The sequence below is a fragment of the Pseudoduganella violaceinigra DSM 15887 genome, from assembly GCF_000425385.1.
In the GTDB taxonomy this organism is placed as follows: domain Bacteria; phylum Pseudomonadota; class Gammaproteobacteria; order Burkholderiales; family Burkholderiaceae_D; genus Rugamonas; species Rugamonas violaceinigra.
Window position 1 is genome coordinate 263,742 of sequence record NZ_AUDI01000012.1, and the last position, 18,521, is coordinate 282,262.

The following is an 18,521-nucleotide window of genomic DNA, read 5'->3' on the forward strand; positions in this document are numbered from 1 at the left end:
ATGAACGCCCTGAACATGCCGCCATGGATGAGAGGCATCGCCGGCAACGGCCAGGCCCTGGCTGCGCCGATCCTGATCATCATGCTGCTGGCGATGATGATCCTGCCGTTGCCGGCGTTTGTGCTCGACCTGTTTTTCAGCTTCAATATCGCGCTGTCGATCATTGTCCTGCTGACCAGCCTGTACACGATCAAGCCGCTGGACTTCATGGCGTTTCCCACCGTGCTGCTGGTATCGACCATGCTGCGCCTGTCGCTGAACGTGGCTTCGACCCGCGTCGTGCTGACCGAAGGCCATACCGGCCCGGATGCGGCGGGTAAAGTGATCGAGGCCTTCGGCCACTTCCTGATCGGCGGGAATTACACGGTTGGTATCGTGGTGTTCGTGATCCTGACCATCATCAACTTCGTGGTGGTGACCAAGGGCGCGGGCCGTATCGCTGAAGTGGGCGCGCGCTTCGCCCTGGACGCCATGCCCGGCAAGCAGATGGCGATCGACGCCGACCTGAACGCGGGCCTGATCGGCGAGCCGGAGGCCAAGCGCCGCCGCAACGAGGTGTCGCAGGAGGCCGAATTCTACGGCGCCATGGACGGTGCCTCCAAATACGTGCGCGGCGACGCCGTGGCGGGCATCCTGGTGACCGTGATCAACGTGGTGGGCGGCCTGCTGGTGGGCATGATCCAGCACGATATGGGCTTTGCCGATGCGCTGAAAAATTACGTGCTGCTGGCCATCGGTGACGGCCTGGTGGCGCAGATTCCATCGCTGGTCATTTCGATCGCGGCCGGTATCGTGGTCTCCCGCGTGGCGTCCGAGACCGACATCGGCACCCAGGTGATCAGCCAGCTGTTCGCCAAGCCGCAGGTGCTGTTCATCACCGGCGGCATCATCGGCGGCCTGGGCCTGATTCCCGGCATGCCGAACCTGGTCTTCATCCTGCTTGCGTCGACCCTGATCGGTTCCGGTTACCTGCAGCAGAAGCGCGCCAGGGAAAAGGCGGAGGCGGTGGCGACGGGCGAGGCGGCCGGTCCGGGCGGGGCCGCCGCAGCCGGTGCGGCCGGCGGCGCGCAGGCTGCGACCGAACAGGAGGAAGCCACCTGGCAGGACGTGCTGGCGGTCGATACCCTCGGCCTGGAAGTGGGCTACCGCCTGATCCCGCTGGTGGACAAGAGCCAGGGCGGCGAGCTGCTCAAACGCATCAAGGGCATCCGCAAGAAATTCGCGCAGGAAGTGGGCTTCCTGGCGCCGCCGGTGCATATCCGCGACAACCTGGAATTGAAGCCCTCGGCCTACCGCATCACGCTGAAGGGCGTGGAAGTGGGCACGGGCGAGGCCTTCAACGGCCAGTACCTGGCGATCAACCCCGGCATGGCGAGCGGCACGCTGCCCGGCATGGTGACCACCGACCCGGCTTTCGGCCTGCCCGCGATCTGGATCGACGCTTCGCTGCGCGACCAGGCCACCGGCATGGGATATACCGTGGTCGATGCGGGGACCGTGGTGGCCACCCACTTGAACCACCTGATCACGTCGCACGCTTCCGAATTGCTGGGCCGCGCGGAAGTGCAGTCGCTGCTCGATCACCTGGAAAAGGACGCGCCCAAGCTGGTGGAGGACCTGGTGCCGAAGATGGTGTCGCTGTCGACCTTGCAGAAAGTGCTGCAGAACCTGCTGGCGGAGGGGGTGCATATCCGCGATATGCGCACCATTATCGAGACGCTGGCGGAGTTCACGCCGCATACCCAGGATCCGAATGAGCTGACGGCGCAGGCGCGCGTGGCGCTGGGCCGTGCCATTGTGCAGCAGCTGTTCCCGGGCGGCGGCGAGCTGTCGGTGATGACGCTGGATAACCGCCTGGAGCGTTTGCTGATGCAGGCCATGCAGAGCGGGGGCGCCGATGCGGCGGGGATTGAGCCGGGACTGGCCGATACCATTGCGCAGCAGGCGGCTGCGGCGACGGCGCAGCAGGAGGCGCTGGGTGTGACGCCGGTGCTGCTGGTGCCGGGCGCGTTGCGGCCGCTGCTGTCGAAGTTCCTGCGCCGTGCATTGCCGCAGCTGAAGGTGCTGTCGCATGCGGAGATTCCGGAGTCGAAGACGATTCGGGTGACCGCGCTGGTTGGCGCGCAGTGACACCGTCTGCGGCACCGCCAAATGGATGGTTGTGTGCCGTGGACCTGCGTTGAACATCGAAGGCCTCAAACGCGGCATACAGCGCTCGTGCAGACAGGGGCAGCCCCTTGGGTCTGACCCCCGGTTTACCGGTTTTGAATTAAGCGGCATTTCCCAAGCTATTCCGCCCTTTGTTACCCATGCGCATCGTCAATAATCTGACCATGTGCGTATCAGCAGGAGCAGCTGGAACATGAACGTTAAAAAATTTACCGCCCCCACATCGCGTGAAGCGCTGCGCAAAGTGCGCGAAACGCTGGGCCCGGACGCGGTGATCCTGTCCAACCGCGCGGTCGACGGCGCCGTGGAAATCCTGGCCCTGGCCGGCGACGATGCCGCCGCCCTGGCCCCGCACGCCTCCGATTCCCCGATGTCCGCCCCGGCCCCGCACCTGGATCTGGCCCCGGCGCCGGCCGCACCGGTCGAGCATGCGCCGTCCCTGGTGTCGCATCCCGTTGCGCCGGTGGTGCGCGCCAGCCCGCGCCCGGCACCCGCGCTGCCGCGCGCGCCGGCCCGTCCGGCAGCGGCCGCACCAGCGCTCGATATGGACCGCATCTCCTCCATGGTGGCCGAAGCCGTCGCCAGCGCCAAAGCCAGCGCGGCCGCCGAAATGAGCAGCATGATGGGCGAGCTGCGCGCCATGCGCGGCATGATGGAAACCCAGCTCAACGAACTGGCCTTCAGCAATACCCAGCAGCGCGAGCCGCACAAGACCGCCGTGCTGCGCGAGCTGTTGGCCGCCGGCTTCTCCGCCAGCCTGGCGCGCTACCTGACCGACAAGCTGCCGGCCACCCGCGATGCCGGCGAGGCGGTGCAGTGGACCCGCACCGTCCTGGCGCGCAATATCAGCGCCATGAACAATGAAGACGCGCTGCTGGAGAAGGGCGGCGTGTTCGCCCTGGTCGGCCCCACCGGCGTCGGCAAGACCACCACCACGGCCAAGCTGGCCGCGCGCTGCGTGATGCGCCACGGCCCGGAAAAACTGGCCCTGATCACCACCGACGCCTATCGTATCGGCGCCCACGAGCAGCTGCGCATTTACGGCAAGATCCTGGGCGTGATGGTGCACTCGGTGAAGGACGAAGCCGACCTGCGCATCGCCCTCAATGAACTGAAAAACAAGCACACCGTGCTGATCGACACGGTCGGCGTCAGCCAGCGCGACCAGATGGTGGCCGAGCAGGTCGCCATGCTGCAGGGCGTGGGCGCCAATGTGCAGCGCATCCTGTGCATGAACGCCACCTCGACCCAGGAGACCCTGGCCGAGGTGGTGGGTGCCTACCAGGGCAGCGGGCTGGCCGGCGCCATCGTCACCAAGCTGGACGAAGCGGCCTCGATCGGCTCCGTGCTGGACGTGGTGATCCGCCACAAGCTGCGCCTGTTCTACGCCTCCAACGGCCAGCGCGTGCCGGAAGACCTGCACCTGGCCGATCCGGCGGCGCTGGTGGCGCGCGCCTTCGGCGGCCAGTCCGCCGCGAAATATGGCGACGCCGAACTGCCGCTGCTGGTAGCGGGCGCCGCCCACGACCCAATGCTGCGCGAGGTACGCTTTGGCTAATTTCGACTTCGACCAGGCGGAGGGCCTGCGCCGGATGCTGGCCGGCCCCCGGCCGCGCATCATCACGTTCCTGTCGGCCACGCCGCAGGACGACAAGGGCGCCATGCTGGTCAATCTGGGCGCCTCGCTGTCGCAGGCGGGCAACGATGTGCTGCTGGTCGATGCCTGCGCCAGCGCCCACGGCGTGGTGTCCCGCCTGGGCCTGGACCACGGCAGCAGCCTGCTCGACGTGGCGCGCCAGCGCTGCGGCCTGAACCAGGTGCTGCATGCGGCGCCGCAAGGCTTCAATGTGGTGTCGATGACGCGCGGCGAGGGGCGCCGTGGCCCCGACGAAGGGCGCCGCCTGGCCAAGGCCTTCGGCGTCCTGGCCAGCCAGGCCGGCATCGTGCTGGTGGACGGCGAATTCGACGGCGCGGCCTTCCCGGTGCCGCTGATGGCCAGTTCCGAGATCGTGGTGCAGGTGTCAAACAGCGCCACATCCATCAAGAATGCTTATATGATGATCAAGCGGCTCAACCATGAGCTGGGCCGCCGCCCCTTCGGCATCCTGGTCACCGGCGCTTCCGAGGCCGACGCCAGGGTGGTTTACGATAATATGGCACATGCGGCAAGCCGTTACCTGGCGGTCAACCTCGTTTCCATGGGGTCCGTTCCGGCGGACGAATACCTGCAGCGTGCAGCACGGCTGGGCCGTGCGGTGGTGGACGCCTTCCCCCTGGCCGGGGCTTCGGTGGCCTTCCGCCAGCTGGCCGGGCGTTTTGCAATGGGGAGCTGCAACCATTTTAGAGCCTGAAAAGAACTAGAACCTTTATGTACACGGTCAAAGGGAAGGTGGACAAGGATTCCTTGCTGACGGAGCACATGCCGTTGGTCAAGCGCCTGGCCCACCATATGAAGGCAAAATTGCCGCCCAGTGTGGAAGTGGATGACCTGGTACAGGCAGGCATGATCGGCTTGCTCGACGCAATCAATCGTTACGAAGAAACCCACGGCGCCCAGTTCGAGACGTACGCGGTGATGCGCATCCGCGGCGCCATGCTCGATGAACTGCGGTCGTCCGACTGGATGCCGCGCTCGATGCGGCAGGACATGCGCAAGATTGAAACCGCGATGGCCGCCCTGCAGCAGCGCCTGGGCCGCCCGCCGACCGAGTCGGAAGTGGCGAAATCGCTCAAACTGTCGCTGGCCGACTACCAGGAAATGCTGTCCGAGGGCGGCGGCCACCAGCTGGTGTACTACGAAGATTTTCACGAGGAAGACGGCAACGACAGCTTCCTCGACCGCTATGCCCATGATGAAGATGCCGATCCGCTGCGCGCGCTGCTCGATACCGACTTCCGCCAGGCTGTGATCGATGCGATTGATGCGCTGCCGCCACGTGAGAAGATGCTGATGGGCCTTTACTACGAGGAAGAGCTGAACCTGAAAGAGATCGGCGCCGTGATGGGCGTGTCCGAGTCGCGGGTATCGCAATTGCATACGCAGGCCGTAGCGCGCCTGCGTGCCTCGCTGCGGGAGCAGGCATGGACTGGTCCAGCGTAGCCGGCGTGCTGCTGGCGCTGGCCGGCATCATCGTCGGCCAGGGGCTGGAAGGCGGCAAACTCTCTTCCCTGCTGCAGCCGGCCGCCTTTGCCATCGTGGTGGTCGGCACCTTCGGCGCCGTCATGCTGCAAACCCGGGTGCCGACCCTGCGCCGCGGCCTGCGGATGGTGCGCTGGGTGTTCCAGCCGCCGCCGGACAACCGCGCCCAGCTGGCGCGCGACATCAACAACTGGAGCATGCTGGCCCGGCGCGACGGGCTGCTGGCGCTGGAGCGCCCCATGCTGGCCGCCAAGGACAAATTTGTCGCCAAGGGCTTGCGCATGATCGTGGACGGCATCAACCCGGACAAGATGCGCCAGATGCTGGATATGGAAATCTCAGCCTTCGAAACGGCGGAGCGCCAGGCCGTGCGCATCTGGGAATCGGCGGCCGGCTATTCGCCGACCATCGGCATCCTGGGCGCGGTGCTGGGCCTGATCCACGTGATGGAAAACCTGACCGACCCGAGCAAACTCGGTTCCGGCATTGCCGTGGCGTTCGTGTCGACCATCTACGGCGTCGGCCTGGCCAACCTGTTCTTCTACCCGATCGCCAACAAGCTCAAGACCATCGTCACGCGCCAGGTCTACCTGCAGGAGCTGACCGCTTCCGTGTTCTACGATATCGCCACCGGCGACTTCACGCGTGTCATCGACGAACGGGTCGCGACCCTGATGCGGGAGCCGTGACATGCAGAACCGCCGCGCGCGCCGCAAGTTCGACGACGATCCCGAGAACCACGAGCGCTGGCTGATCTCCTACGCCGACTTCATCACGCTGCTGTTCGCCTTCTTTGTCGTGATGTATGCGATTTCCTCGGTTAACCTGGGCAAGTACAAGGTGTTTTCCGACGCCCTGGGCGATGCTTTCGGCGGTTCCGGCTCCGCGCCGCCGAACAATAACGAAATCCAGAGCCTGCCCATTCCCAATCCGGCGCAGCGCAAGCGCAATGAGCAGATCAAGCGCGAGAAGGAGCAGATGACGCGCCTGGCCAAGGACCTGAGCAGCACGCTGGCGCCCCTGGTCAAGGAGGGCAAGGTCAGGGTAACGCAGAACAGCCGCGGGGTCAGCGTCGAGATCAATGCGTCGGTGCTGTTCAATCCGGGCGATGCGCGCCTGACCGATGAATCGCGCGAGGCGCTGACGGCGGTGGCGACCCTATTGAAAAGCGACCCGCATGCGGTGCAGGTGGAGGGGCACACCGATAATATGCCGATCAGGAATGCAGCCTATCCGTCGAACTGGGAATTGTCGGCGGTGCGGGCGGGCAGCGTGGTGCGCCTGTTCATCGAGTCCGGCATTGCGCCATCGCGCATGACGGCGGTGGGGCATGCCGACAACCAGCCGGTGGCGCCGAATACGGACCCGGAATCGCGCGCCCGCAACCGGCGCGTGGCGGTGACGATTCTTTCTGGGATTCCGGATCCGGCGACCGAGATTCCCAACCAGTAAACCGGCCAGGCGGGCCGGTGTTAGCGCTGTTAAGCGCGCAGGCGCTCCGGATGATGCATGTCCGCGCGCAGGCGCTGGCGGCGGCGCCAGCTCCAGGCCGTGCCAATCGCCGCGATGGCAAACAGCAAGGCCGCCACGGGCCAGGCCGAGGTGCGCAGGTTGCGCCGCGCCTGCTCGTCCATCAGCTCCTCGGGGAAGGGGCGCGGCTCCACCGGCACCACCTGCCACTTGCTGCGGTCGGCCGGCGCGCGCGCCATGAATTCATCGATGGAATACGCCGGCGCCGAGCCGAAGGCGCGGCTCGATGGCAGCTGGGGAATGCGCACCAGCATCACCGCCGCCACATCGGACTGCAGCTGCTGCTCGAAACCGCCCAGCTGGCGGCCGGGCTGCCCGCCCAGCATGGCCAGCAAGTCGTGGCCCAGGGCGTCGAAGGCCACCGCCGGGTGCAAGCGGGTCTGCTCTTCGGTGAAGTAGCTGAAAGCCTTGCGGCCGCTGGCGATGCTCAAGTCCTTGGCCGCCATATAGCCGAAGGCGCCGACCGCCTTCAGGCGATTGGTCGGGCCCTGCTGCGGCCATTGCCAGCCCAGCTTGCGCAGGATGTCCACGCTGATGCCGGTGCAGTTGGCGGCGGCGTGCTTGTAGCTGAAATGGTGGGCGTAGAACTCGCGGAACACCTGGTTGACATTGCTCTGGTAGGCCTGCGCCGTGCGGGCATCGTTCAGCACCGCCACCAGCATATAGGACGGCCGGTAGTACTGCTGGCCGCTGTTCAGGTCCATCAGGTAGTTATCCATCGGCAGCGCCGACGCGACAATGCCTTTTTCGCTGTACGAATCGAGGCTGTAGAAGTTGTTGACCATCCAGTCCGACCATTCGCCCTGCGGGCCGAGGCGGCCGGTGGCGATCGCGAAATGGCCGCCGTAGGCTTCGTCATCGTCGCCCTGGGCGCCGCTCAGCACGATGGCCAGCACTGGCTTGCCGGCCAGGTCGGCCTCGGGCGCGCCGGGCCGCTGCCAGACCTTGCGCACCGCAAAGTCGGCGCGTGCGCCGCCTTCGGCCTGGCGCACGAAGCCCTGCAGGTTGTCGCTGCCGGAGAGCGGCTGCAGCGGCAGCTTGCCGGCATTGATCACATAATCGCGCGGCCAGATGGTGCGCGCCACGAACTGCTGGCCGGCCTCATCCCATTCACCGCGCACCCGCACCTCGCGCTGGCGGAAGAACGCTTCCGAACTGGCGTCGAAGTAGGAGCGGTTGGTGGCGATCTTCGGCGTCAGGCGCAGCTTTAGCGTGCTGCCGTCGGCGGTCTGCAGCGACGTGCCGTCATAGCGGGCCTGCGGCACCAGTTGCGGCGAGCCGAGCCAGACCAGGCCTGGCGTATCGCCGGCGCCCGGTTTCGGCAGGGCGACCAGGTCGTCCTGGAAATACCAGAGGGCTGGCTGGTGGGCGCAGTGGTCGCAGCGGCCCTCGGCCATGCTGAACTTGTCGGCGGGAAGCAGTCCGATCCGTTCGCTGCCCAGGGCGGGCTGGACGGGCATGGCTTCGGCTTGGGCGGCACCTGCCGCCAGGATAATTCCTGAGAGAAATGTACGCATTTGCAGATTATGCAACAACCGGCCGCGCGCCGGTTGGAAAATTTCAGCCGGCGATAAAGCCGCGGCGGGTGCTGCCGCCGGTCGTCAGGCCGCTCGGGCCGTACACCGTGGTTTGCTGCGGGCGCAGCGCTTGCAGGGCGCCCTGGGTGTGGCCCAGGTGCTTGTTGATCAGGATGCCATTCAGGCGGTTCAGCTCTTTGGCTTCGCGCGTCTGGTCCAGCAGGCGCTGCCACAGCAGATTGGCGGCATCGTCGTGCTGGGCTTGCAACCAGGATTCCATGCCCGCTTCCAGGGCGGGGAAACCGGCGTCGGCCAGGGCGCGGTGGCGTCCGGCGGCCAGATCGGCCATGGCATTGACCAGGGCTGACTTGTGCGGGGTGAGCGCGGTCAGGTGCTCGATGTCCGCCGCGACCAGGTCCTGCTGCTCCTGTTTCAGCACTGCCAGCAGTTCGGTAATCTTGTCCAATTCAGCCTGCAGGCTGTGTTTTGGCGAGATAGCGGCCATCATGCTTCCTTAACGTTGCTTGCGTGCGTTCAGCAGGTCGCGGACCGTGTCCAGCAAACCATCCGCCACTTTTTCCGAATTGACCTGGAACTGTCCGTCAGCAATGGCCATCTTGATGCGTTCGACTTTCTTGGTGTCGAATACGCCACTGCTGGCGGCAGCGCCGCTGGCCGCCAACGCCTGTCCTTGAGCCGACAGGCGCACATTGTCGGTACCTGCCTGCGGTGCGGTGGAAGCCGCCGCGGCGGCCTTGTCCGCGCCGCGCGCGTTCGTGCCCGTCGCGGGCGAACTTGGCAAGCCCGGCGTGTTCTTCAATGTATCGTTGATCTTCACAGCTTTATCCTCGTCTGGTTGGAGTACTTTACCCCGGCATACGAGTCTTTTACGGCAAGCTTCGGCCAAACTTTAGCTGGCATCATGGAACTTGTTTAAAAAGCCACTTCCACCAGCCCGCCCGGGCGGGCAATCCCGCTGATTTGCTGGCCATTATTGGCGCGGACCGCCACCACCTGGCCCTCGGCGGCCGAGCCGGCCGCCTTGCCCTCGGCCGAGACCGAGAAACCATTGCCTGTCGAGACCAGCTTGACCAGCTGGCCTTGCAGGATCACCGGCCGGGCCTTGACCATGTCCACCCGCAGCGGCGTGCCGGCCGAAATCGACAGGCTGCTGGTCTTGCCCAGCAGCTGGCGCTTGTCGGTGGCGATGCCGGGCGGCAGGGCGGTCAGTTCGCCTTGCATGATTGCCAACTGCGTCTCCTCGATGGCCTGGCCCTGCACCAGCGGCGCGGCGGCGGCCACATAGTTGCCCAGCACCGAGACCTGGCTTTGAATATAAACCGTCCAGGCCGAAGGCGCCGCACAGCGCACTCCCACCGTGGTCTTGCCCCAGGCGCGCGCGCCCGGCATCAGGAAGGCTTCCGGCGCCGGGCAGGGCGCCAGGTTCAGGCGCGGATCGACGGCGCCGACGCTGACCGTGACCTTGCCCGGCAGGCCGGCGCTCTGGACCTGCAGGAATTGTTCGGCCACCTGGCGCAGCGCAGCCGGTTCCATGCGCGTCGTGGCCGCCGTGGCAAGATTGGCTGCCAGCAAGGCGGCAAGAGCGAGAATCTGTTTCATATTGCCATCTTAGCCCCCGGGGACGGGCCGCAAGCGGCGAATAGGGGCAAAAACCCGGCCTTTCTCTGCCGATCAAGGTGCGGCATTGCTCCGTATCATCGAACCTGTCATCAAGCGGAGAAGTGCCATGTTAGGCAAACTCGACAACTACCTGCTGTTCAACGAAACCGCCCTCAGCCTGCGCGAAAAGCGCCAGGCCGTGCTGGCGTCGAATATCGCCAATGCCGACACGCCGAACTATAAGGCGCGCGACATCGACTTTTCCGCCAACCTGCAGGCGGCCATGCTGCGCGCCAGCACGCCGCAGCCGCTAAATACCACCGCCGCCCGGCACTTCCCGGGCCCGCCCCAGGACGGCAGCACGCTGCCGGACGGCACGCCGCTGCTGTACCGCCACCCGGCCCAGGGCGCAGTGGACGGCAACACGGTCGAGATGGATGCCGAACGCAACAACTTTGCCGACAACGCGGTACGCTACGAGGCCGGGGTGACCTTTATCAATTCGCAGATCAAAGGCCTGCTGGCCGCGATCCAGGGAGGCTGAGCATGTCCTTGTTCAGTATTTTCAATGTGTCCGGTTCGGCCATGAGCGCCCAGTCGCAGCGCTTGAACGCCGTGGCGTCCAATCTGGCCAATGCCGATAGCGCCACCAGTGCCAGCGGCGAAGCCTACCGCGCCAAGCAGGTGGTGTTCGAAGCCACCCCGACCGCCAATGGCGCCGCCACCGGCGTCAAGGTCAGCCAGGTGGTGGAAGACCCGTCGCCGCTGCGCCAGGTCTACGACCCCAAGCATCCGCTGGCGGACGAGAAGGGCTATGTGACGATGCCCAATGTGAATGTGGTCGACGAGATGGTCAATATGCTGTCGGCCTCGCGTTCCTACCAGAACAATGTTGAAACGATGAATGCAGCCAAGACCCTGCTGCTGAAAACCCTCACGATTGGACAGTAATCATGGCCGTTACCAATACCCCTGTCACTGGCGCCGGCAGCCCGTCGCAAGCCCTGCTCAACGCGGTCAACACGCGCGACGGCAGCAATGCCGGCAAAAACGTGTCGGCCGACCAGGACAAGTTCATGACGCTGCTGATCACGCAGCTGAAGAACCAGGACCCGCTCAACCCGCTCGACAACGCGCAAGTGACCAGCCAGCTGGCGCAGCTGCAGACCGTCACCGGGATCAATAAGCTAAACGAGACGATCGAGTCGCTGAAGAAGGACTACGCCGCGTCGGCCTCGCTGCAGGCGACCAACCTGATCAACCATGGCGTGCTGGCGGCCGGCAAGAACCTGCAGCTGGCCTCCGGCAAGGGCTTGTTCGGTGTCGAGCTGAAGAACGCCGTCGACACGCTGCAGATCGATATCAAGAATGCCAGCGGCAAGGTGGTGCACTCGCTGTCGCTGCAGGCGGTCGATGCGGGCACGCTGCCGCTGGCCTGGGACGGCAAGATGGACGACGGCACGAGCGCGCCGGACGGCATGTACAGCGTGGCTGTCAGCGGCACCCTGGGCGGCAAGGCGGCCGAGGGCGTGCAGGCGCTGACCTTCGGCACCGTGGCCAGCGTGTCGACCGGTTCCGGCGGCACCAAGATCAATGTTCCAGCCATCGGCCAGTTGTCGATGGACGATATCAAGCAAGTTTTGTAAGCCCAACCTGAAGGGGAAATACCATGTTTCAACAAGGTCTCAGCGGTCTGAATGCCGCAGGCAAGTCGCTCGACGTGATCGGCAACAACATCGCCAACGCGAGCACGGTGGGCTTCAAAGGATCCCAGGCGCAATTTGCCGACCTGTATGCCAATTCCCTGAACGGCGTGGCGGGCAATAATCCCGGTATCGGCGTGAGCATCTCGCGCATCGCCCAGCAGTTCACCCAGGGCAATATCGAGACCACCAACAACCCGCTCGATGTCTCCATCAATGGCGGCGGCTTCTTCCGCACCCTGGCGCCCAGCGGCGAAGTGCAGTATTCGCGCAACGGCCAGTTCCTGCTCGATAAGAACGGCATCATCACCAATGCCCAGGGCAATTCCATCACCGGCTACCTGGCCAACCAGTCCGGCGTGATCCTGGCCGGCGCGCCGGTGCCGATCAAGATCGATACCGCCGACCTGACCCCGGTGGAAACCACCGAAGCCAATTTCAAGATCAACCTGTCGTCCACTTCGCCGGTGCCGACCAAGGTGCCGTTCGACGCCACCGATCCGCTGACCTATACCAAGCAGACCGTGATGGACGTGTTCGACAGCCTGGGTAATGCCCACACCATGTCGGTGTTTTATGTAAACAAGGGGAGCGGCATCTGGGACGTCTACGCCGGTAGCGACGGCGTCGAAATCGACGCCAAGAAAGTGGCGCAGGCGGTGCTGACCGATCCGGCTTCGCTGGCGGCGCGCACGGCCTACAACGCGGCGGCGACGGCCGGCAACGCGGCCGGCATGCTGGCCGCCCAGCAAGCCTATTCGGCGGCCGCCGGCGCCGCCATGACCGCGGCCGCCACCGCGGCTGGCGCGACGCCGGCCCAATTGGCGAAGCTGGCCGCCGTCTATACCCCGCCGACCGACGTCGGCGCCGTGCCCGGCAACAACCCGGACATCATCGACCAAAAGCTGGCGGCGGCCATTACGGTCCCATCGGTCAAGGTCGGCACCCTGGCCTTCGATACGAACGGCGCCTTGAGCGCCGCGCGCATGGCGCTGCTGGTGCCGCCGCAGACCCTGCCATTCTCGGTCAACCTGCCAATTTTCCCGGACAACGGCGCCGACCTGATGATGACGATTTCCACCAACTTTGTCGGCACCACCCAGTACGGCTCGCCCACCAGCGAAAAAGAATCGACCCAGAACGGCTATTCCTCGGGCAGCCTGCAGCGTTTCTCGACCGATGCCAGCGGCACCATCATCGGCCAGTACAGCAACGGCAAATCGCGGCCGCTGGCGCAATTCGTGCTGGCCAACTTCGCCAGCCCGGACGGCCTGATCCCGCTCGGTAACAATGTCTGGGCCGAAAGCTCGGCCTCGGGCGCACCGCAGGTCGGCGCGCCGGGCCAGGGCAATATGGGCAATCTGCGCTCGTCTTCGGTGGAGTCGTCCAACGTCGACCTGACCAAGGAACTGGTCGACATGATCACGGCGCAGCGCGTCTACCAGGCCAATGCGCAGACCATCAAGACCCAGGACTCGGTGCTGCAAACCCTGGTCAACCTGCGTTAAGCGAGTCAGCGATGGACCGCCTCATCTACACCGCCGCCACCGGCGCCCGCCACATCCTGGAGCAGCAGGCCACCACGTCGAACAACCTGGCCAATGCGACCACGACGGGCTTTCGGGCCCAGTTCGACTCCTTCCGCGCCGTGCCGGTGGTGGGCGAGGGCTTGCCGACCCGGACCTTCGTGGTCGACAACACGGTGGGCTCGGACTTCCGGGCCGGGGTGATGCAGACCACGGGGCGGGCGCTGGATGTGGCCTTGCGCGGCGACGGCTTCATCGCCGTGCAGTCGAGCGACGGTTCGGAAGCCTACACCCGCAACGGCAGCCTGAAAGTCAGCGAAAACGGCATGCTGCAAACCGCGGCCGGCCTGACCCTGGTGGGCGAGAACGGCCCGATCGCGATCCCGCCCGATGCCGACGTGGCGGTCGCCGCCGACGGCACCGTGTCGGCCATTGACACCACGCAGGCCAAGCCGGGGCCCTCCAACGTGCTGGGGCGCATCAAGCTGGTCAATCCCGACACCAAGGGCCTGGTGCGCGGCGACGACGGCCTGTTCCGCCAGCAGAGCGGCCTGCCGGCCGACGCCGACCAGACGGTGCGCCTGGCCGACGGCACCCTGGAAGGCAGCAACGTCAACGCCATCGACGCCATGGTCAATATGATCGCCCTGGCGCGCTCCTTCGAAACGCAGATGAGCCTGCTGAAAAATGCGGAAAACAATGCCGCAAAAGCCACACAAGTCTTGGCGTTGAATTAAGGTTGCAATAAGTTCGTTGCCGCTCGGCAACGTTTGGCCGTTGCGGCATTGCGCATCGTGCCCGGATTCCCCATCATGGAATCTTTTCATCCTGCAGCCCACGCTTATGGCTCCCTCCGAGGAACGCTATGCCGCCGTGGTCCTGCCGTTCGCGCTGGCCGTGGCGGCTTTGACCCTGGTGGCGGTATTCAGCCTGTCCATTGCGGCCACGCTGCGCGCCTACGTGGGCGGGGAGAGCCATTGGTCGAAAGGCCAGAAGGCCGCCATCGCCTCGCTGCAGCGCTACCTGGTCACGGCTGACGAGCAGGACTACCGCCAATTCCAAGCCGAGCTGGCCGTGCCCTTGTCGGACATGCGCGCGCGCCGCGAAATGGACAAACCGGACATGGACTGGGCGGTGGTGCGCGAAGGCTTTCTTGGCGGCCGCAATGCCGAGGAAGACATCCGCGGCCTGGTCTGGCTGTACCGCAACTTCAAGTTTCTCGACCTGATGGCGCGCGCCATCGCGTATTGGGAGCATAGCGACGAACACCTGCTGCGCCTGGATGCGCTCGGCGAGCGCGTGCACGCGATGACGCCGCAGGGGCGCCGCGCCCCGGCGGTGCTGCTGGAAATCCAGGAAATCGACCGCCGCCTGACGCCCCTGGCGATCGGTTTTGCCGGCGCCATCAGCGACGCCGCGCGCCAGGTATCGAATGCCCTGATGGCCGTACTGCTGCTGGCGGCCGCCGTGCTGGCCTGGAGCGGCCACCGCTACCTGCGGCGCTCCTTCGCGCGCCGCGAACGCCTGCTGCAGCAGCTGCGCCAAAGCGAGGCGGAAGCCTTTGCCGAAAAAGAGCTGGTGCAGGTGACCCTGGGCTCGATCGCCGACGCCGTCATCACGACGGACCAGGCGCATTGCGTCAGCTACTGCAACCGCAACGCCGAACAGATGCTGGGCCTGCGGCAATCGGCCATGCTGGGCCGCCCGCTCGACGAGGTGTGCAGGCTGGAAGGCGAGGCCAAGGCGCTGCACGTGCTGGCGGCCGACGGCACGGATGTACCGGTCGACCGGTCCGTGGCGCCGATCCACGCCCCGGACGGCACCGCCATCGGCCAGGTCATCGTGCTGCACGACGCCAGCGAAGCGCGGCGCCATGCCGCCCAGCTGACCTACCAGGCCACGCACGACGATCTGACCGACATCATGAACCGGCGTGAATTCGAACGCCGCCTGCGCGAGCTGCTGGCGGTGCTGCGCCGGGGCGGCGGCGGCGAGCACGCCGTGCTGTACCTCGACCTGGACCGCTTCAAGATCGTCAACGACACCAGCGGCCACGCGGCGGGCGATGAACTGATCAAGCAAGTCAGCAAGCTGCTGCAAGCCACGCTGCGCGAGCGCGATATTGTGGGCCGCCTGGGCGGCGACGAATTCGGCATCATGCTGACCCAGTGCAGCCACAGCGACGCCCTGATCGTGGCGGAAAAAGTGCGCAAGGCCGTGGTCGAGCTGCACTTCGCCTGGGGCGTGCGCAGTTACCGCATCGGCGTCAGTATCGGCGTGGTGCTGCTCGATGGCGAGAGCAGCAGCTTGAAGGAAGTCATGACAGCGGCCGATGCCGCCTGTTATATGGCGAAGGAAAAGGGCCGCAACCGCATCCACGTGTACAGCGACGACGATGCCGAACTGTCGGTGCGCCACACTGAAATGGAAGCGGTATCGCGCATCCGCGCCGCGCTGGAGAACGACCGCTTCTGCCTGCACCTGCAGACCATCGCCCCGCTGCGGCCTGGCGGGCGGGCGCACGCCGAAGTGCTGGTGCGCATGCTGGACGAGGAGGGCGGCCTGGTGCCGCCGATGGCCTTCATCCCGGCAGCCGAGCGCTACGACTTGATGCCCCTGCTGGACCGCTGGGTGATCCATCACGCCTTCAGCGCGCTGGCCACGCAGCCGGCCGGCACCAGCTGGGCCATTAACCTGTCGGGCGCCTCGGTGTGCGACGAGGGTTTGCTGGAATACGTGCTCGAGCAGCGGCGCGCCAGCGGCATCGCGCTCGAAAACGTCTGCTTCGAAATCACGGAAACGGCAGCCGTGGCCAACCTGGCCCAGGCCGCGGCGCTGATCCAGGACTTGCAGGCGCAGGGTGCCCGCTTCGCGCTGGACGACTTTGGCGCCGGCATGTCTTCCTTCGCCTACTTGAAGCATTTACCGGTCGACTACGTGAAGATCGACGGCAGCTTCATTCGCGGCATTCTGCACAGCCCGACCGAACGTGCCATGGTCGAATCGATCAACCAGATCGCGCATGTGATGGGCAAGCAGACCATTGCCGAGTTCGTGGAAGACGACGCTATCCTAGCTTGTCTGCGAGCCATGGGCGTGGACTTTGCCCAAGGCTATGGTGTGGGGCGGCCGCAGCCGTTGATGCCTGTGCCGTCTGTTGATGTGGTTTGACTTCTGGTGTTTTATTGGCGACCTCAATTCGTATTTTTCGTCGATTGCGGGCCTGTTTGCATTTCCATCATCCCTGTTCATCTTTCTATTGCGTACCTTGCTTTACGATCGTGATCGAAGTCCCTTCTAGATGATGGAATTGCTTTTTTAAGCCTGGAGATACTGTCTTCCGCGTAGCTGATCATTTAATCGCAACCACATTACGCGTAGATGTCCATTGCAGCGCACACTCAGTTGGCCTTACCCCCATCATCTCCTGCGGGCCCGTTTGCTTTATTCGCAAAGGCCCCTGGTCGAATCCGGATTGACTGCAGCACCTGCTCAAATATCTCGCGCCCCACTTTATACGGCGGAGGAACCTGCCCGCGCAGCGCCGGATGGTCCGGCTTGTTAGAGTTATCGTTTCCCGAGACTGGCGCTAGCTTCGACTTATATTCGTCGGATAGAACTGCGCTCATATGAAGGACCAAATGTGGACGATCAGCCCGCCCTTCCTCTCCCAACACTTCTGCTTCCATGTCATAGGCCTGTTCAGCAGGCACGCAGTCAGTCGACGTTGAGCAGATCGGCCCATACTCATGTGCAGTCATCTGTCCCGGCATGCCAAGAATCTTAACAGCGTGCGGCCCGTGACGGTGCGTCATGCCAGTTTGATTCGTCATCGCATACACTGCACTTGTTCTTGGGAGCTTTATCCTGTCCTTCGGGTCTATGTTTTCCGCCGGAGTTATTGCGACATAAAACAGGAGATTCGGCTGCTGTTTCAACTGGAAAGGAATGCGAACCGTGAACCGACTTTGGGGGCCAGCTGGCTCATTGATAAAGCCGAATCCGGTACAGAAACCTGGGGAATGAGGAATTGAATTGGGTGGGCGCGTGACGTACTGTCTACGAATTCGCTGGAGCTCATTTTCCGCGGCTTTGGGACTGCCTGGCTCAAGCGTCGTTAGCGGGCCATCAAAGACCCGTACGCGCTTGTCCAAGTCATCACGAAAGCCCCCAATAAAACTCTTCTCACTTCGGATTGCAAACGATTTTGAATCATTTAGCTTTGCCACACCTGAAACACGAGCCCCTGCAATCAGCTCATTGAGTGCAGCTTCCTCATCTTTGAGAATGCCTTTCTGGAATTCGCTATGCGGCTCCTTACGAACGCGTTCGCGCCAATGCGCGACCTCCTCACGATGCGAACTGATCGATAGGCGGTATTCTTCAGGGGTAGAGACTTTCCCGTTCACTTCATTCTTGAGTTGCTTAAACCCTGCATTATCGGAAGGGTACGATTCAAGAATATTTAAGCCGCCATACCGAAGCTCTCCCCAAAAATCCCCGCCACCGATCCCTTCAATTTGGAATGCCGAGTCAAACTTCAGAGGCGTAGCGCCCAAAATCACCTGCGATGGCACGTCCATGGCAACGTGCCCCAAGCAAATCGATTCCCAACCTGAGCGCGCGGCGTACTTTCCAGATCCTTCACTCGATAATTCTGCTGCTCGAGTGCCCCCGAGTGCTGCCACTGCGATGGCTATAGCCGCGAGCGCCCGAAGACTAGCACCAAGACTAGCGCGATTATGCACACATCGTTCCATTGACCGGATCCTCGTCATTTATAGTTAGCAATACTGTGCTCATTAAGCCTGGTTGGTTATTCTCACTTATTGTCCAATATGTCGGCAATGCGGTGAAGAATCCCATTAATCCATCAGGTGCGGTTGCTGATGCCTTGTGAGCGTCCCAAAATGCAGCATCGAATGGCATACGAATTCCGACTGCAATGGTTTCTTTTTCGGTACTGTTTGGCGCACAAGTTGGCCATATCGATGCACCACGACGCTGCGCCACCGATAGGGCAGGGGAACTCCATGGAACGAAGTCAAACGCTTTCGGGAACCTCGAATAACCGACAATTCGGACTTGGGTGCCGTGCAAAAGGTGGCGTAAGTGGGAAAATCCCCCGTGCTCGCTCCCAGCTCGGTGCTATTTCCCGTCCGTCACCACCATTTTCAGTGATGTGGGCGGACTTCGGGCGTTAGAACGCCACGACGTTTGCCTCCCGGAGATAGGAAAGGCGGCGCAAGTTGTAGGCAGCCACCTTCCAGTTCAAATTCAGCGTAGCGCGCGCCAAGCCGATGGAGCGTAGCGTCTT

At 64.0% G+C, this 18,521-nt stretch carries 17 protein-coding genes; 12 read left to right on the forward strand and 5 right to left on the reverse strand.

Annotation, left to right across the window (positions count from 1 at the left end; genetic code table 11):
- The 6 genes from flhA to motD all read left to right on the forward strand — a co-directional run bounded on the left by flhA (position 1) and on the right by motD (position 6,760).
- A complete protein-coding gene (gene flhA, locus H597_RS0109245) occupies positions 1–2,130 on the forward strand; it encodes a flagellar biosynthesis protein FlhA (protein ID WP_028101893.1) in 2,130 nt (709 codons plus the stop codon).
- 232 nt (positions 2,131–2,362) lie between these two features.
- Positions 2,363–3,727: a flagellar biosynthesis GTPase FlhF gene (gene flhF / locus H597_RS0109250; protein WP_028101894.1), complete on the forward strand. Its 1,365-nt coding sequence runs from the start codon at positions 2,363–2,365 to the stop codon at positions 3,725–3,727.
- Positions 3,720–4,520, forward strand: coding sequence for a MinD/ParA family ATP-binding protein (locus H597_RS0109255; RefSeq protein WP_028101895.1), 801 nt, complete (start codon positions 3,720–3,722; stop codon positions 4,518–4,520). Before flhF ends, H597_RS0109255 begins: the two co-directional genes overlap by 8 nt.
- A gap of 17 nt (positions 4,521–4,537) precedes the next feature.
- Positions 4,538–5,269 (forward strand): RNA polymerase sigma factor FliA, encoded by a 732-nt coding sequence (locus tag H597_RS0109260; protein WP_028101896.1) that lies wholly within the window; start codon positions 4,538–4,540, stop codon positions 5,267–5,269.
- Entirely contained in the window at positions 5,251–5,997 is a 747-nt protein-coding gene (locus tag H597_RS0109265; protein ID WP_028101897.1) for a flagellar motor protein, read from the forward strand. Before H597_RS0109260 ends, H597_RS0109265 begins: the two co-directional genes overlap by 19 nt.
- Position 5,998: 1 nt before the next feature.
- Positions 5,999–6,760, forward strand: coding sequence for a flagellar motor protein MotD (gene motD, locus H597_RS0109270; protein WP_028101898.1), 762 nt, complete (start codon positions 5,999–6,001; stop codon positions 6,758–6,760).
- A 29-nt stretch (positions 6,761–6,789) separates the two neighbouring features.
- Here motD and H597_RS0109275 read toward each other — a convergent pair whose 3' ends face one another.
- The 4 genes from H597_RS0109275 to flgA all read right to left on the reverse strand — a co-directional run bounded on the left by H597_RS0109275 (position 6,790) and on the right by flgA (position 9,975).
- Complete coding sequence (locus tag H597_RS0109275) at positions 6,790–8,355, reverse strand: hypothetical protein (RefSeq protein ID WP_154668027.1); 1,566 nt, start codon at positions 8,353–8,355, stop codon at positions 6,790–6,792.
- Between the two features lie 43 nt (positions 8,356–8,398).
- Positions 8,399–8,863: a flagella synthesis protein FlgN gene (locus tag H597_RS0109280; RefSeq protein ID WP_229632131.1), complete on the reverse strand. Its 465-nt coding sequence runs from the start codon at positions 8,861–8,863 to the stop codon at positions 8,399–8,401.
- Positions 8,864–8,869: 6 nt separating this feature from the next.
- Positions 8,870–9,193 (reverse strand): flagellar biosynthesis anti-sigma factor FlgM, encoded by a 324-nt coding sequence (gene flgM, locus H597_RS0109285; RefSeq protein WP_028101901.1) that lies wholly within the window; start codon positions 9,191–9,193, stop codon positions 8,870–8,872.
- A 95-nt stretch (positions 9,194–9,288) separates the two neighbouring features.
- Positions 9,289–9,975: a flagellar basal body P-ring formation chaperone FlgA gene (gene flgA, locus H597_RS0109290; protein ID WP_028101902.1), complete on the reverse strand. Its 687-nt coding sequence runs from the start codon at positions 9,973–9,975 to the stop codon at positions 9,289–9,291.
- Positions 9,976–10,102: 127 nt separating this feature from the next.
- Between flgA and flgB the strand changes: the two genes are divergently transcribed.
- From flgB to H597_RS30305, 6 genes are all read left to right on the forward strand, one after another.
- The gene (flgB, locus tag H597_RS0109295) at positions 10,103–10,519 is read left to right on the forward strand and encodes a flagellar basal body rod protein FlgB (RefSeq protein ID WP_028101903.1); all 417 of its coding nucleotides are present in this window, start codon (positions 10,103–10,105) and stop codon (positions 10,517–10,519) included.
- 2 nt (positions 10,520–10,521) lie between these two features.
- On the forward strand, positions 10,522–10,926 hold the full coding sequence (flgC, locus tag H597_RS0109300; RefSeq protein WP_028101904.1) for a flagellar basal body rod protein FlgC: 405 nt from the start codon (positions 10,522–10,524) through the stop codon (positions 10,924–10,926).
- Positions 10,927–10,928: 2 nt separating this feature from the next.
- Positions 10,929–11,621, forward strand: coding sequence for a flagellar hook assembly protein FlgD (locus H597_RS0109305; RefSeq protein WP_028101905.1), 693 nt, complete (start codon positions 10,929–10,931; stop codon positions 11,619–11,621).
- A 23-nt stretch (positions 11,622–11,644) separates the two neighbouring features.
- Positions 11,645–13,186: a flagellar hook protein FlgE gene (locus H597_RS0109310; protein ID WP_028101906.1), complete on the forward strand. Its 1,542-nt coding sequence runs from the start codon at positions 11,645–11,647 to the stop codon at positions 13,184–13,186.
- 11 nt (positions 13,187–13,197) lie between these two features.
- Entirely contained in the window at positions 13,198–13,941 is a 744-nt protein-coding gene (flgF, locus tag H597_RS0109315; RefSeq protein WP_028101907.1) for a flagellar basal-body rod protein FlgF, read from the forward strand.
- A 106-nt stretch (positions 13,942–14,047) separates the two neighbouring features.
- Positions 14,048–16,375: an EAL domain-containing protein gene (locus H597_RS30305; RefSeq protein ID WP_051293647.1), complete on the forward strand. Its 2,328-nt coding sequence runs from the start codon at positions 14,048–14,050 to the stop codon at positions 16,373–16,375.
- A gap of 230 nt (positions 16,376–16,605) precedes the next feature.
- On the opposite strand, the gene H597_RS0109325 is transcribed toward H597_RS30305, so the two are convergent.
- On the reverse strand, positions 16,606–17,787 hold the full coding sequence (locus H597_RS0109325) for a T6SS immunity protein Tli4 family protein (protein ID WP_154668028.1): 1,182 nt from the start codon (positions 17,785–17,787) through the stop codon (positions 16,606–16,608).
- Positions 17,788–18,521 lie beyond the last annotated feature (734 nt).